Below are 14,702 nucleotides of genomic sequence, written 5' to 3' on the forward strand. Positions count from 1 at the left end.
ATTCTTGGAACAGGAGGCTTCTTAGATGAAGAAAGTATTGGCTGCCATGTTTTCGGCCATAGCGCTAGCAGGCTGTGCGGAACCGGTAGAGAGAATGGTACAGACCCCATCGGGGCGGCCGGAAGTGAGTTTTGCGTCTAAGAGTGCAGCATCGGTCAGTGAAAAACTTACGGCTATGTGCGCACAAAAGGGTTGGCTTATCCAAAAATCTTCACCGCAAGAGGTTGTATGCGGCGGCACCATGCAAGGCGGAGGTGCTGTTATGACACAGTTATTGATAGGAAACTCATACTCAACCACGCCTGAACAGTATGCGAGATTTACCATCTACCCCGTGAATGGACAAACGAGGGTGCAACTTCACCAGTGGGTCGAAACACAAATGGCTTTTGGTCAAGTTAAAAAGCTAGAAATTAACGGAAACGCGCAATTTAACAATGCGATGAAAGCATTGATTGACATGGGCGGAAAGCCGGTAACCGTCGGGAGCTAAACGGATGCGTTTGGGATGCTGTAGACGTCAAACAGATACCTAACTAAACTGTGGAATTGTAATCCTGCCTAAGTGCGAGTCCCAGTTTTTTTTGGGGAGGGGGGTGCTGGTCCGACAAGCCGAGGGGCGGGTCCCCTACTTACTCTGGTAGCGAGTCCCGGGTGCTGCGCGCCCTCACGGGCGCCACGGGTATCCCCGTGACGGGTCCCCAGCGGCTTACACAGTGGATGTTGACCCTGCCCCGCTCCCGCGGGCCTCCACCAAATCACCGCCTCCCCACGCCTCTCTCCTGCCCTGTCCGCCGCCTTGGAGATATGCTAAACTAGAAAGACAGCGATTTAGTCGCAAGTGTAACAATGCGCTATAATCTTTAATTATGTTAAGTTTCGAAAGCGGTATTGGGGTACTTCCGCGCGTCAGCGCGCATGTCTCTCAAAACGGTTGAAATGGTGGTTGTGCGCGTCAGCGCACAATGCTTAGATTCGGTCTAAGTCATTAATTTCGAAAGATAAATGGGGTTGGGTGGTGGAGAGTTGGTAGGTGCCCGCGTCAGCGAGCTGTGCGGTGCTGATAATGGGTCAACTTTGCTTACCTATATGCTTGTATCCCTTGAGACCGGCGGCCACTGCAGAAGGCATTCTCGACATTTCCATCAGGCTGTTTTACCCCTTAGCTAGAAATTTTGTAGCGGTTTGACGGGGATATCATCGTGGGCAAGGCAAAGAAGGAAAAGACGTGCTTCGTAATCTCGCCGATTGGTGAAGAGCACAGCGAGGTTCGCAGGCATGCCGATTGCTTTCTTGAGTACATCGCAAAGCCAGCGCTTCAGGGTACTGATTACGGTGAACCAGTCCGGGTGGACAAACTGGACAAGTCCGCACACATCACGACAACCATAATCCAACACTTGATGGATGCCGACTTAGTTATCGCAGACCTTTCAGGCGTGAATCCTAACGTCTTCTATGAGTTAGGTATCCGTCACGCAGCGCAGAAGCCCTGCATCATGCTCTCGAACTGGAATCCTGCGCCGCCTTTCGACGTTTCAGGGGTCAACATCATTCGCTTCGTTCATGATGATCCCGGTACGCATAAAACCGCCATCGAGAGAATTCAAAATCAGATACAGCAGATGGAAGAGGAAAAGGGGGTTAGCAACCCCGTGACCGTCGCCGGTGCTTACGCCGCAGTCGAAAAGAGCGGCACAGAACAGGAAAAGCTCGTCGTGCACCTAATGAAGCGTGTGGAGGAACTGAAATCGGACGTAATAGATCTGAAAATTGAACGAGAAAAAGAAAACGCCCTCGCAAATGGCCGCTATTTCACGTACGTAGACGAACCCGTTCAGTTCGGAACGCAGCGCAATGCCTTGGCCGACTGGAGCACTAAGAGTCCTGGTTCCGGTACGATATTCAACATCTCATCAGAGGACGCGGTGAGAATTAGTACAGGGGTAGATCCCGCGAAGAAATCTCCTAAAGGAGATTAATTCACCCTCCTTTAGAGTAGTATCTTCGCTGCTAATGCACGCCCGGACGGGTTGAACGGAAAAACGATCCACGTAAGCCGTTCAGACAAACCCCTGATTTTTATACCTGAACGGGCCGAACGGGCTGGACGGGCTGTAAATACACGCACATAGAGCGGCCCAGCCCCTCGCAGAGTTTGGGTAGTTGGCCTTGTTTTGAAGAACTATGCAATATCTATCCCGTCTAGCCCGTCCTGCCCGTTCACCCCTTATTTATATGGACGAAACCGAACGGAATTTGGTTATCCGTTTTTCCGTTCAGCCCGTTCAGATAATCCGTTCGGCAGGGGGAATGCGAAAGGGCCGCTAACGCGGCCCCTCACCCTCACCCTCACCCAATATTACCGGGTCACATTTCCAGCACACTTCGCCAGATACGCACGTTGGAAACCTTGCGGACTCCCCCGCCGTCCGTCTCGACCGCCTCAGGTAGTGACCTGTGCGCGTTGTTACCGCCGCTCTTCTCGATGGCTTGGAGTGCATTCAATGCCTTCGCAAGGCCTGTTCTGGTGCCATTGATACCTTTCGGCAAAGGCGCCAGTTTGTCCCACATCAGAATGATTTGGTCATCTGTATACCAGCCGATCACCGCTTGGTAATTGGGACGGGCATCAGGGTCGGAGAACGCGTCCGCCTTAACGACGGTTTTACCCATCTCCCCCACCAACCACGCGCGAAACTCACTCAAAAGCTTGTCGTCGCCTTCAAGGCCCTCACCTTCATCAGTACCCTTGAACGCCACAAACGCCTTCTTGACCGCCGGGAAGACATCGCGGTCGATGATGCCCGCCTTTTTGGCCTGTTCGCCCGCGAGCGCCACCAGCGCGAACACTGCGCCGGCCTCCTTCAGGCGGTTGCTTTTCGTCACTCCCACCAATTTAGAAGTGAGTTCGTTCCGCCGTTTGTGTAGCGTCTGCGGGCTTTCGTGGTAGCCGTTCGCCACAAGCCACCGGACGAACATAGGCCCGGCGTGGGCGAAGTTGCGTTCTACGCCTTTGACCTTGGCTAGCACGTCGTCGTCGATCTTCACTCCGGCATTGGTGTCGATGGTAGGAAACCGCCGTCCCAGCCCATTCTTGTACTCCCCGCCTGCGCTCTCGATCACGTCCCGCATGGAACGCTCGGACGAAAGCAGAAAGAACGGACAGAATTCGGCGGTCTCAGCCAAACCCGCTCCGCGCCCTTTCTTGCGGTCTTTGCCTGCACCGGTTGATAGGCCGAAAAGCGTTGCGGGCAGGTCCTGCGGGCGCTTCATGGCTCCCACCTCATCCAGCACACATACTGAACCTGTGCCAATCACCGCCAAGTCCTCGACCGCGTTGGTTGTTGAATCCAGCGTCCTGAACAGCCCGCGTTTCGCTGTAATTGTCGTCCAGGGCGATATGGCCAGACGCTCCGCATCGGACTTGCCTTGACCGGACTCCCCAAAGAAATAGAGGCCTACCGGATCAATTTTCATAAGCCCCATGATCGGCCCAACAAACCCCGCAGCGGCTCCCACCGACCAATAAAAGTTCTCATGGACATCCATCGCAGCGTGCACACTATCGCGCCACCCAGCGAAACTTCCCATCTTCCCCCGGTCTTTTACGAGCGCATCGCTGTGCAACCGGACGGCACCCTCCTGAACGGGGATATGCTCGCCGGTCGGGCACATGAAGCCGGTGATCTGGTCCGCCCTATCGCGCACCCACCCGGGCACATGAACAACCGGGACTTGCCGCTTCGGCGTGATGTCGTGCAGCAGGTCCAGCAGACGATCATTCGCGCTCTTTCCGCGCCCCGCGATCCTCATTCCGCGATCAGCCAACATTCGCACAACAGCGTTCCCGTCCGCCATAATATCGGCGCGGGAGATGGTCACTTCCACCCGCTCGGCGTTCTCGTTCTGAAACGAGATAATCCGTCCCGCGCCCTCAGTGCCATCAGCATTTGAAGAGCGCCCGACAACGTCGAACTGCCCGCAGATCAGCTTGCCCTTGTCCTCGCCTTCACTTGCTTTGAGGGCGATAGTAAAACCGTTCGCGGTGTACTTGTAGGAGGGCAGCCAGTCTTCAACCGGTTCAAACTCGCCCGCTGACGCGGCCCCGTTCTCTCCCACTTCCTCGCCCGGCTCCAGTTCGGCTAGCTCTTCGTCGCTCAGTACAATAAACGGGCTATCCGCCGCGATGTCGTCTTCGACAAACCAGCCGTCTTGCAGCGCCTTTTCGACGTACTCAAGCCGGTCGCGGGGTTTGCAGGAATGGTGCTGACAGCCCCACTGCCAAGCGCCGTCCTCCGCGTCCTTCACGTAACCGCCGCCTTCGTCGTTCGAATGCTCGCCACCAAACGGGCAGATAACGTCCAGAAAGTCACCGGTGCCTTTACCGGTGTCAAAATCGGACCCTTCCAGTAACGCCGCCGGCTGAAACCCGCGCCCGTGTTTGGCGACCCACTGCACAAGGTCTGCGCCTGACGGCGCCGCGTAGCTCTTGCGCCCTTTCTCTTCGGCACCCGCTCCCTCGAACGGATTTGCAGAAGGCTGGATTTCCTCCCACGTTACCCCCCGACCGCGCACAAGGTACATCTCAAACGCCGCGTCCGGTTTATGGCGGGGCGTGTAGAACAGGCGGGACGGGTCGGTCGCTGCGTCGTCCACTTTGACGCCAAGGTCCGCCCCCAATTCCTTCACCGCAGCAGCCCAGTTCTTTTTGCGCGCGCGGTCGTCTGCACCCCGCATGTGCCGGGTCACGGTCTCACTGAAAAAAAGGACCACGCGGAATTTTTGGATCGGAATGGTACGCGCAATGATCTTGCTGCCGTCCGCCGTCAGGCGGTCGGGGTCTTCGATGGTCAGCGCGTCGATAACTGCTTCCGTGTAATGGTGGTTGTCGTGCTCGCGGAAATAGCGGCGCAACTGTTCGTCGGTCAGGTCATCGCCGTCGATGTCCAGTTTGCGCAGGACGTTATCGCGCTTCACGTCCAGTTCGTCGGAGAGATGCGAGTGCGTCGTGTAAACCAGAGCGGCAAGCCCGCGCTCTACCACCTTTGCGACCACCTCGCGCAGGTCGCTGCCGTTGTCCACGTCGAGACCGATGGCGTCCATCGTGTCCATGGCAGCGGCCTTCCGCACACCGTCAGCACCTACGCCGGTGACGATGCACTTTCCGTCCTTCTTAGCGTCTTCAGGGTGTGCAGTAAGACCAAGCTGCCGCCCGCTGCTATCGGCGCGGCTGAGCCATTCGCGTAGGGTATACGTTTCCGGCTTCCATTTTTTTGCTTCTGCCTTGCCGCCGCGCATAAATGTAAGAGGGCGATCCAGAAGGGCCTGCCATTCCGGGGAATCCTCGCCACGGATAATTGCGTCGTTTAGGCGGCGACCATTCGCGGTCTGCTCCCGGCGCATCTCTTCGCCAAGGTCGATTAGGTCGCCTGTTTGCTTTGCCTGCTCTTCGGTTAGTTCATTTGCGGCCTGAGCCGCCACAGTCTTATTCATTGTGATCCTTATACATGTGCCAAAAACTTCGCCGTTATGCACTTTTTAAGTTGTGCTAGGTTGCTACATCCCCGGGAACATGGTACTCTGTACCCGGTTGTTACACCGCCCTCCTGATCCGGGGCGGTCTGAGGCGGGCCTTGCAGGGCCTGCCTCTTTTTTTGTGCCCGCACGTTAGCGGAGGAAGCCTGAAAAGTCAAGGAAAATGCTATTTTACAGTGACTTGGGTCATTAAGGCGATAAGTTCGTCAGGCCATTTCTGCGGCGGCTACCTCCTGCTCGACCAGCGCGGCGAGTTGTGCCAGCACCTCTTTCTTGCGCTTCGCGATCTGCATGTCTGGATTGAGTAGAACCAGACCGCCCAGTTCTTCCGCCAGTTCCATTTGCTGCGCGATGCTTGCCTCGATTGCCTTATTCATCGGAATTATTTCCTTTTTCTCACGGGGTAATGTCGCCATAAGCGAGACTTTTCCGAACAGAAGTAAATGACAGAATTGCCCTTGACGATAATATTTTCAATTCGGACGAAAGGAATCAGCGAATTGTTATCTCCAGTAACTTTATCCATTACTGCAGATCACATGTGCGCAAAACGTTATTTGAGGTGGCAGCGGAGGAGCAATTTCCGCCGCCACCGGCCCGCTGGTTGATCGGAGAGAGAATCAACTAGCGGGCGATTCGTCGAAGAGGCGGACATGCGGCGCGCCCGCGATGGCGAACCAAATTGCACTTTCGTCGTGGCGCCAGAAGCCAGCCAGCCGGAGGGCTTTGCCCACGACGGGGGGGCGGACCTTGTACCGGTCGCGAACGTCGTGGGCATAAACACTCACAACTGTTATGCCATTTTCTTCGCCAGTGAGGTCGAGGCCTTCGCGGAGCTTGGCTGCTAGTTCTTCCGCCGTCATACTGCCGCCCCTTCGCTGTCTACGCCGTCGGAGTGTAGGTCGATCTGGAGGCCGCGCTTGTTCCATCGGCGCCCAATGCCATCCGCGTTGAGGCCCTTGGCCTCTGCCAGTTCAGCAGCTTTTTGCACTAGACGCGCCTCTTCTGCCCGGCGGTCATCGTCGGACATCTCCGCCCGCAGCGCATGGGCGCGCCGCCACCGGTGCTCGCGCTCTTTGATCCGCTGTTTCGACCGGCGCTGATCTGCAGTCGCCGCCTTAAAGTCAGTTTGCCACGTCATCAGCCTTGCCCTCCGCTCTTCCGGGCATGGGTTATCCGCTCCGCTGGCGTCATCTGCTCCAGCGGCTTGCTCGCCTGATAGGCTGCAATCTCGCGATCTGGGCGCGCTTCTAGGCTAGAAGGTCCGCGCACTTCTTGCGGCAGTTGCGGGCCGTCGAGGCCCAGCTTGCGCGCCAGCGCGATCCGCGTGGAGGGACCGAACCGCGCGAGGTCTTCGTATGTTAGTTGACCTTCCTCGCCGATCGGTTCGACGCCCGCCGCGCGAGCCTCGTCGGCGGCGAGCTTCATGCGCACCGCTTCACATTGGCGAAGGTTGAAGAGGGCATTGGACATGTCCACGGCGTCCAGCCCGCCCTCAGTGTGAAACACAGCGTCGCGCACCTGAACGAGACCCGCGACGGCCTCCAGCGGGACCTCCACCCCATATTCGGCACGGGCGGCAGCGCTGATCTGGTGGGCCACCGTCATCAGCCGCGCGCCCTGCGCCGGTGAAAGGTTGGCTAGAAGGGCCTCCAGCCCTCCGGGGTTACTGCTCATAATATGATCCTTTTTCTGTAATATTTTGGATGGTGTCGGGAAGGGCGACCGCCGCAATGTGCTGCGCGACGTAGTCGCCCCACGCGTCTCGCGTGGTCGGGAAATCGTCGGTCCGCTGGGCGGCAAGAACGTAGGTCAGTACCGCAGGGCGGAGGACAAGAAGGTCAAGATTGGCCGGAAGGTCCGCTTGATGGGCACGCCCCCAGAGGGCGTAGACCGCGCCCTGCCCCGCCCACTTCTTCACCCGGGCGAAGCGCTCCGCCTCTTCCGGCGACAAGTGCGCCAACATTTCGGCGGCACGCTCGCGGGCGTCGTCGCCCAGATAAGAGGACGGGTCGCAGGGAGCGCCTACCACGTCCACCAGTGCGCGCAAATCGGAGCCGGTTAGCCCGCGCTTGCGCCTCTGTCTCAGGGCGACGACCACGTCGCCAAGGCGATAATGCTTAAATGTCGAGCCGCCGCCTTTCGGGATACCGAAGAACGTCCGCTCAGATGGCAAGTGACGGGTCCACCGCTTCCACGACGCACGGGACGCGCCGATGGCGGTACGCGCCTCCAGCGCGTCGATAACAAAGGTCAAAGTGACCTTCCTTTTTCAGGGGATGCAGACCGTTTCCCACCCGTAGCGGTACTCGCCGTCGCCTGCTATTTTGTGATTGACAATGGTCTATTTTTCTGGACCCAGAATAACGCCAGACGAATCACTTGTCAAAGGACCGGGTCAAAACGGGTCAAACTTTGACCCGGTCAAGAAAGAGGCCCGCTGACGCGGGCACCCACCGTATCAGATATAACAGCGCGTCACTCGCGCAGCGGGTCAACCTTCGCCAGCGACTCCAGCAGGTACTGCATGGCGGCACCTTCACCATAACCGCCCTCCGCCGCATTGGAATTTGCCCGCCCGGCGAGATACCGGCGATGCGAGTCCGAGATACTGGCATTATCGCAGGCATCTTGGAACCGATGCCTGAAGGAATGAAATACCGCCTTGGAATCCTTGATACCGATCTTAGACCGCAGCAGATACCCGAACCGTTTGCCATAGTCCGCGCTGACGCGCCCCCGGGCGTCCGGCGTCAGTTCTTCCAGCTTCTTACTATAGCGCCCGTACTGATTGAATGCGAAGGCGTCCGCCGGGCGCACCTCGACAACTCTGCGCAGGCCAGCCGAAATAAGAGCCGGGTGAACCGGGACCCACCGCACAGAGGCCGCGTTCTTCGTTTTTTGGTCCTCACCTTCGTCAGTGATCCTCATGGACCAGACGCCGCCGACTTCCTTAAAATCGGACGTCCGAAGTTGGCAAACTTCTTGAAGGCGCAGGCCATGATGCGCCGCGATCCACGGCGCCCAGCGATCCACGGTGGAGTCTCCGAACTGCGGCGCATTGGACCCCTTCACATAGTCGAGAATCTGCCGAACCTCTTTCGCGGTGAACGGGCGGCGCGGCGCTTCGGCGCTGTGCTTTCGCTTCGGCTTTACCAGCTTCATCCCGGCCCACGGGTCCGCCTCTAGGAACCGCCGCCCCACTGCGTGAGACATGAGGCCTTTCAGCATATCGAAGTACTTTTTTTGCGTGGTGCAGCCGATAGTCTCGGCGTCGGCTTTCCTCGCGTCTTCCAGCAGTTCGGGCAGGGTCATTTGACGCCGCTTGCCGCTCTGGACCTTCGGAAGACCCTTCAATGCGTCGGTGAACTCGCGCAGGTGCGCGCCTGTGAGGTCGGCAAGCGCAATCTCGCCGTGAAGCTCACCAAAGCGCTTGACGTAGGTCCGGGCATTTTCCGCAGTATGCATATCAACTCCCGGCGCCCAGTCCTCCACCAAATCACGGAGGCTGAAAACGTCCCCGACTAACTCGACATCCTTACCGACACCCCGCAGCGCCCGCCCTCGCGCATTGGTCTGCCCCCGTACGGCGCTGAGGCGCCCACGGTGCTCTGCCGCTTCGACTTGCAGTTCTTCGGTGTCAGCGACGTTGCCAGTCACCACTTTGACAGGCGCTCCGCTTGGCCCGTCATCGATCTCGATGGGGCCTGGGTCAGCAGGTGCGCCAGCCTCCAGAAATGTGAGCGACGCCTTGCCCGCCTCGAACTGCTTCAGAAGCCCGGACAAGCCGCCTGCCGCATCAAGAAGCGCCCTTTGGTCTGGCGGCAGGTGCCGGGCCAGCGCCCGCCAGCCCTCTTCAGCCTTCGCCTGATCTAGCTGCGCATCCATGATTGCACGAAGCGCCCGGACCTCTTTTTCAGCGGTGCGGGGATCTGCAGTCTTGAGGCTGCGGCGCAGCATTTCTTTGCCGCCGTACAGTTTCCGGATCGGCTCGGGCACCCGGATATTCGAGTGATACCTACCGTTTTTCTGGATGGTCCCCTCGACCTTCGGCAGCGCCATGCCGTCACCTCACAAATGGAATCGTCACACACAACTGTGTGACGTTTTGTGTGACGTTTTTCAAGCCCAAGGGCTTGGCTTTCTTTATTTTCTTTACTTTCAAAGGGAAAGTGATGGTGCGGTCGAGAAGACTCGAACTTCCACTCCGGTTAAGGAACAGCGACCTCAACGCTGCGCGTCTACCAATTCCGCCACGACCGCACTGTCTCAGGCTTGGTGTAGCGGCGTATAGACCAGCCCGCTGGGGATGTGAAGATGTAATCAGAATTTTTTTCAAGAATCCGGAAGCGCGGCGGCGGCCGGCTGCAAGCCGGGGAAATCCGGCAGGATTTCCGCCGGTTACGGGCCAGGAAGCGCGGGGCGGCCGCAGGCGGACAATGCGGCATTCGCACCGGGATCTGGCCATAAGGAAAACGCCAGCCGCGGTGCCGCTCCCGTGGGACCGGAAGCGGTAGCAGGGAAACATGCGGCGCGCGGCAAGGCCGCCGGGTTCAGTCCGCGGCGGGCAAACCGGCGGTGCCGGGATTTGCCGCCTCGGCCTGAGCAGGCGCCGGGAGGGCACCCTGGCTTGCGGCCGGGACCGGCTGCACCGGCGCGGTGCCTGCCAGCGCCGCGGAGGCGGCCCGGATTACGCCGCTGCGCTCGGGCTGGCCAGGGGCGAAAACCGGCTCGGCGCCGCTATCCAGCGCGGCTTGAACCATGGCGTACCACTCGCCCGCCCTGCTGGCGGATTTCGGCGTGCCGAAGCCCAGCGCAAGGTGGTGGCCGACCAGCTCGCCATAGGGAGGCTGGCCGGTGGCCGCGAGCAGCAGCGCCGCTGCCAGCGCCACCCCCATGTCGTCACGCCGGTAGCCCGAGAACAGGCAGATCGCGGCAGTATGCGCAAGCTGCTGCGCCGGAATCCGGGCCCGCTGCACGATGACCTGCACTTCCTGCATCACCGCTGCGCTGTCTGCGCTGTGAAGCCTTGCCAGCACCGGCTCCAGGGCCGGGCCGAAGGCGTCGCATTGGGTATCGGTATGGGCCTGATCCAGCCCCAGGACCTTTGCGGCCAGTGCTTCGCCCTGGCTCAGCGCGTAAGAGCGGGCAAGGCAGAACTGCTCGCCCAGCGCCAGTTCCGGATCGGTCATGGCGGCCGCGGTCACGAAGCCGCCGTTGGTGGCCGTGACCAGGTTCACCTTGCCGCAATGGCTGGTGAGCGAGGCGGCGGGCGCGGGCTGGCTGGCGGGCGGCGCAAAGAGAGTGATGCCGCTGAGACTGCCGGAGGGCGCGGTTGCCGCCGGGCCAGTGCTGGCCTCCTGGAAACTGCCCTGCCCGCTGGTGCCTGGTTCGGTGAAGCCCTGGGAGGTGCCGCCAGGAAGCGGTATGCCAATATCTGGCCTGTTCAGAGCGGAAGCCTCCTGCACCGGAGTGCCCGGCGCGGGGGCGCCCGGAAGGGCTTCGGCCTGGGGCGCGGCTGCGGCAGCCGCGCCCACAGGCGCGGACGGTATTGTGCCTTCAGGGCCGGACGGCGCGGCGAAGGCAAACTGCTCCTCTCCCGCGCCGCTCCGCTGCATCCGGCAGTTGCCGCGCTCGCAGGCGAAATCGGCCAGCGTCACATCGTGGCCGAGGAAGTCGTTGCGCTGGTAGCCCTGCGGGGTGGAGGCAAAGACCATCACCGAACAGGCCGAGGCGCCGCACCAGAACGAACTGCCGGAGGCGGAGGTGTCGATCAGGTAGTCGTTGCGGCCGTCGCCGTTGAGGTCGGCAAGCTGCAGAAAGCCGCTGCGCTGCAAGAGCTGCTGGGCGCTGGGTTCGCTGCTGGCGGCGATTTCGTCCACTGCCTGGCTGACCTCCACCGGCAAGCCGCCATAGCCCGCCCCGGCGCCGTAGCCTGCCGCCACGCCGCCGTGGCCGCCCGCGGATTCGCTGCGCCAGCGGTGCAGCAGGCTGCGCACGCCGGCGGGAGCCTGCATCGCCTGCATCACCTGCGGGCCGCCGATCTGGGCCCGGTTGTAGGAAGTGACCAGGAAGTCACGCTCGTAGGGCGAAAGCTGCCCGGTGGCGGGAAAGCCCATGTGCCCCTGATACTGGGCGATGGCGGCGCGCGAGCGGCGGCCGAGGATGCCGTCGGCGGTGCCAGCCGGGAAACCGAAATAATTCAGCGCCACCTGGGTTTCGCGGTTCTCGGCGCGCTCGGCGGAATAGGCGGGCGCCTTGCGGTAGGTCCGCTGGACCGGCGCGCGCTGGCGCTGCTTGTTCTTGTGGATCTCGTTGACAATGACACCGCCAATAACGCCTCCCACGATTGCGGCGCCCAGTTCATCGGCAACGGAAGGTCCCGCGGCCGAGGATGCCAGGAATGCGGCAGCCACGGCCGGCTTGAGCGGCTTGGTAAACATGATACTCGCTCCTATGGAAACAAACTGTGGAATCAGGATACTCCACAGGAACGGCCGGGACCTAGGTTTTTCACGGTAGTTTCCGCCCGCCGCCGCCCGCAGGGATAGAAAAAGGACAGCAGCAGCCATGGTGGAATGGATCACGTCGGAGGCACCGGTCGGCTACGAGGAGGCGGTCGCCTTCATGGAGGCGCGCGCCGCCGCCATCGCGGCGGGCACCGCGCCGGAATGCATCTGGCTGCTCGAGCACCCGCCGCTCTACACCGCCGGCACCTCGGCGCGGCACGAGGACCTGACCGATCCGGACCGCTTCCCGGTCTTTGAGACCAAGCGCGGCGGGCAGTACACCTATCACGGCCCGGGACAGAGGGTGGTCTATGTGATGCTCGACGCCGGCGCCCGCGGGCGCGACGTGCGGCGTTTCGTGGCGCAGCTGGAGGAATGGGTGATCGCGGCGCTGGCGGAGTTCAACGTGCAGGGCCACATTCGCGAGGGCCGGGTCGGCGTCTGGGTCGAGCGGCCGGAGAAGCCGCGCACGGCCTCCGGCGCTGTGGCCGAGGACAAGATTGCTGCAATCGGCATCCGCCTGCGGAAATGGGTGAGCTTCCACGGGATCTCGATCAACGTGGAGCCGGATCTGTCGCATTTCACCGGCATCGTGCCCTGCGGCATCCGGGAGCACGGGGTGACCAGCCTGGTCGACCTCGGCCTGCCGGTGACGCTGGCGGATGTGGACGTGGCGCTGAAGCGCAGCTTTGCGCAGGTCTTCGGGCCGGAGTGACCTGGCCAGGGCGCGGCGCAGGCGCGGCTTACCCTCTTTCCGGCGCGGCAAAACCGCTGAGCGCCTCCAGGATCAGTTCGGGAAAGGTGTAGAGCAGCAGCGTGCCTGCGTCCCGGCAGACCCTGAGCTGGCTCCCCTCCTCCGCGGCCACCGCCTCGCGCATCCGGTGCAGCGGCGTGGTGCGGTCGTCGCCGCCGTGCAGGTAAACCGAGCGCACGCCATCGCCCGCTCCCGCACCTTTGCCACTGCTGCCGCGCCATCCCTGGCGCAGCACTGCGAGATCGGCCGCGAACCCGGCGCCTTTCTGGGCCAGGAACAGTTCCTGGCTAAGCCCCAGGACCCCGCGCAGGTCGAGCTGCCCCAGCAGGTGCCGCTCGCGGCTGCCCGGGGCCGACTGGGCGTGCAGAAGCGCCGCGCAGCCGCCGGGCCAGCTGCTGACCAGCAGCGGCAGCAGCCGGGGCGCACGGTCTGCAAGGAGTGCAGCGGCGCGGTTGACCCCCTTCAAATCCGGCGGCGGCTGTTCCGGCAGCATGGGCCCGGTGGCCGCCGCAACCACCATACCCGGCACCCGGCCCCGCAGCCGTTCGGCCGCAGCACGGGCAAACGGCGCGCCGCCGCGATGGGCCAGCAGGATCGGCCGCTGCAGGTTTTCCTCCAGGATCAGCGCCTTAATCTGCTGCATGAAGGCCTCCACCGGGCGCTGACCGCAGGGCACCGGGCTGGAGGCGCCGTAGCCGCCGCGCAGCGGGGCATAGACCCGCAGGCCGAGGTGCCGCAAATGCGGCTGCAGCCGCTGCACCGGCGCAATCACGTCCATCAGCCCGTGCACAAAAACCACCGGCCGCCCGGTGTCGGCGCCGAGGCGGAAATACTGGGTGCGCCGGCCGCCCGTGCCGAGGAGTTCGCGGCTTGGCGGCAGGCGCTCGCCGCGGGCGATGGCAAGGTCGTCTGCCTGCTCCTGCAGCAGGAAGGCCACCAGCCGCACCAGCTCGGCAATTCCCGGCGCCCCGGCCAGTGCGGCGATGCGGTCCAGCGCCGCCAGGGCCTCGGGGCAAGGCGCCTCCGCCCCCGCCATCAATCCGCGCAGGGGCGTCAATCCGGTTTCGCCCACACCAAAGGCGCCGGCCACCCGCGCCGCCGCGGCGGACTGCCACTCGAACTCCAGCAGTTCCGCCATCGCGGCCACCGGCACCCCTTCCCCGGCACCGGTCCATACCGGACGGCACAGCAGCTTGCGCTGAGGCTCTGCGGTTTCCAGGACCAGGACCTCGTTCCAGTCGAAGGCCCTGCTGCGCAGCTTCTCCAGAAAACCCTCCCAGCGGCGGCGGCTGCCCGCGGTCAGCTGCATGACAGCGCCGGGGCTGCAGGTCCCCCCCAAAATCTGCTGCGCCTGGCGCGACACCCGCAACAGGCGGCCGCGGGCGTCCGCCAGCAGCCAGGCCCGGGCATTATCGTCATAAAAGCCGCATGGATGCGGCCGCCCGGAGCGAACCCACTGCCGGTCCTGGATTTCGCGGGCGCGGCCGAAATGCGCCTGCAGGCCAGGCGCCGGAGCCGGCACCCGCGGCGCGGCCCGCCAGCCGCCGCAGGTATTGAAGCCGCCCGGCTGCTGGAACGGAGAGAAGCGGTCGTACTGCTCGGGCCGGATCATGGTTTCGTAGATGGCAGCGGCCACCTGGTCCTGGGACAGTGCGGCAGCGGGACTAAAATGCGGCACAGGTGCCCCCAAATGTTTCAACCGCCTTCCCGCGGCTCCGTCCGGCCCGTGCCGGGCAGGGCTGGCCGCCCGCCGCCCCCAGGCATCCGCCTGCCTGGCCCGGGAAGCGGGGCTATTCCGGCTGGAACATGGATACGGATAAAATACACCGCCCGCCGGACTTGCACATAAGCGTCAAGACCGGTTCGGGTTTGCCCGCCAGCGGGTGAAGCCGCCAACAGGA

At 62.1% G+C, this 14,702-nt stretch carries 11 protein-coding genes, 1 tRNA gene and 1 pseudogene; 3 read left to right on the forward strand and 10 right to left on the reverse strand.

All coding sequences use genetic code 11. From position 1 onward, the window contains the following. The first annotated feature begins 25 nt into the window (after nucleotides 1-25). A complete protein-coding gene (locus ACOHWE_RS12170) occupies nucleotides 26-493 on the forward strand; it encodes a hypothetical protein (protein WP_420666690.1) in 468 nt (155 codons plus the stop codon). Nucleotides 494-1,202: 709 nt separating this feature from the next. Next, nucleotides 1,203-1,982, forward strand: a complete 780-nt coding sequence (locus tag ACOHWE_RS12175) for a hypothetical protein (protein WP_420666691.1) — start codon at nucleotides 1,203-1,205, stop codon at nucleotides 1,980-1,982. 388 nt (nucleotides 1,983-2,370) lie between these two features. On the opposite strand, the gene ACOHWE_RS12180 is transcribed toward ACOHWE_RS12175, so the two are convergent. The 9 genes from ACOHWE_RS12180 to ACOHWE_RS12220 all read right to left on the reverse strand — a co-directional run bounded on the left by ACOHWE_RS12180 (nucleotide 2,371) and on the right by ACOHWE_RS12220 (nucleotide 11,981). Further along, nucleotides 2,371-5,496, reverse strand: coding sequence for a DUF927 domain-containing protein (locus ACOHWE_RS12180; RefSeq protein ID WP_420666693.1), 3,126 nt, complete (start codon nucleotides 5,494-5,496; stop codon nucleotides 2,371-2,373). Nucleotides 5,497-5,744: 248 nt separating this feature from the next. Further along, the gene (locus ACOHWE_RS12185) at nucleotides 5,745-5,915 is read right to left on the reverse strand and encodes a hypothetical protein (RefSeq protein ID WP_420666695.1); all 171 of its coding nucleotides are present in this window, start codon (nucleotides 5,913-5,915) and stop codon (nucleotides 5,745-5,747) included. A gap of 243 nt (nucleotides 5,916-6,158) precedes the next feature. Then, the gene (locus ACOHWE_RS12190; protein WP_420666696.1) at nucleotides 6,159-6,401 is read right to left on the reverse strand and encodes a hypothetical protein; all 243 of its coding nucleotides are present in this window, start codon (nucleotides 6,399-6,401) and stop codon (nucleotides 6,159-6,161) included. Further along, entirely contained in the window at nucleotides 6,398-6,679 is a 282-nt protein-coding gene (locus tag ACOHWE_RS12195) for a hypothetical protein (RefSeq protein WP_420666697.1), read from the reverse strand. The genes ACOHWE_RS12190 and ACOHWE_RS12195 overlap by 4 nt, the downstream gene beginning before the upstream one ends. Further along, entirely contained in the window at nucleotides 6,679-7,215 is a 537-nt protein-coding gene (locus tag ACOHWE_RS12200; RefSeq protein WP_420666698.1) for an amidohydrolase family protein, read from the reverse strand. The genes ACOHWE_RS12195 and ACOHWE_RS12200 overlap by 1 nt, the downstream gene beginning before the upstream one ends. After that, nucleotides 7,205-7,795 carry a hypothetical protein gene (locus ACOHWE_RS12205; protein WP_420666699.1) on the reverse strand — a complete coding sequence of 197 codons (591 nt, stop codon included), beginning with the start codon at nucleotides 7,793-7,795 and terminating at the stop codon, nucleotides 7,205-7,207. The genes ACOHWE_RS12200 and ACOHWE_RS12205 overlap by 11 nt, the downstream gene beginning before the upstream one ends. 221 nt (nucleotides 7,796-8,016) lie before the next feature. Next, a complete protein-coding gene (locus ACOHWE_RS12210; protein WP_420666701.1) occupies nucleotides 8,017-9,600 on the reverse strand; it encodes a DUF6538 domain-containing protein in 1,584 nt (527 codons plus the stop codon). A gap of 114 nt (nucleotides 9,601-9,714) precedes the next feature. Further along, nucleotides 9,715-9,801 (reverse strand) — tRNA-Leu (locus ACOHWE_RS12215). 290 nt (nucleotides 9,802-10,091) lie between these two features. Continuing rightward, nucleotides 10,092-11,981 (reverse strand): peptidoglycan-binding domain-containing protein, encoded by a 1,890-nt coding sequence (locus ACOHWE_RS12220; RefSeq protein ID WP_420666703.1) that lies wholly within the window; start codon nucleotides 11,979-11,981, stop codon nucleotides 10,092-10,094. A gap of 118 nt (nucleotides 11,982-12,099) precedes the next feature. Here ACOHWE_RS12220 and lipB point away from each other — a divergent pair. Continuing rightward, nucleotides 12,100-12,762, forward strand: a pseudogene (gene lipB, locus ACOHWE_RS12225) (lipoyl(octanoyl) transferase LipB); the annotation flags it as partial. 28 nt (nucleotides 12,763-12,790) lie between these two features. On the opposite strand, the gene ACOHWE_RS12230 reads toward lipB, so the two are convergent. Next, nucleotides 12,791-14,479 (reverse strand): alpha/beta fold hydrolase, encoded by a 1,689-nt coding sequence (locus ACOHWE_RS12230; protein ID WP_420666705.1) that lies wholly within the window; start codon nucleotides 14,477-14,479, stop codon nucleotides 12,791-12,793. Nucleotides 14,480-14,702: the final 223 nt, after the last annotated feature.

The sequence above is a fragment of the Cribrihabitans neustonicus genome, from assembly GCF_048820895.1.
Classification (GTDB): Bacteria; Pseudomonadota; Alphaproteobacteria; order Rhodobacterales; family Rhodobacteraceae; genus Cribrihabitans_A; species Cribrihabitans_A neustonicus.

Coding starts and splice junctions, on each gene's coding strand:
- ACOHWE_RS12190 (WP_420666696.1), bottom strand. CDS start 6,401: ATGACGGCGGAAGAACTAGCAGCCAAGCTCCGCGAAGGCCTCGACCTC.
- ACOHWE_RS12195 (WP_420666697.1), bottom strand. CDS start 6,679: ATGACGTGGCAAACTGACTTTAAGGCGGCGACTGCAGATCAGCGCCGG.
- ACOHWE_RS12200 (WP_420666698.1), bottom strand. CDS start 7,215: ATGAGCAGTAACCCCGGAGGGCTGGAGGCCCTTCTAGCCAACCTTTCA.
- ACOHWE_RS12220 (WP_420666703.1), bottom strand. CDS start 11,981: ATGTTTACCAAGCCGCTCAAGCCGGCCGTGGCTGCCGCATTCCTGGCA.
- ACOHWE_RS12185 (WP_420666695.1), bottom strand. CDS start 5,915: ATGAATAAGGCAATCGAGGCAAGCATCGCGCAGCAAATGGAACTGGCG.
- ACOHWE_RS12180 (WP_420666693.1), bottom strand. CDS start 5,496: ATGAATAAGACTGTGGCGGCTCAGGCCGCAAATGAACTAACCGAAGAG.
- ACOHWE_RS12170 (WP_420666690.1), top strand. CDS start 26: ATGAAGAAAGTATTGGCTGCCATGTTTTCGGCCATAGCGCTAGCAGGC.
- ACOHWE_RS12210 (WP_420666701.1), bottom strand. CDS start 9,600: ATGGCGCTGCCGAAGGTCGAGGGGACCATCCAGAAAAACGGTAGGTAT.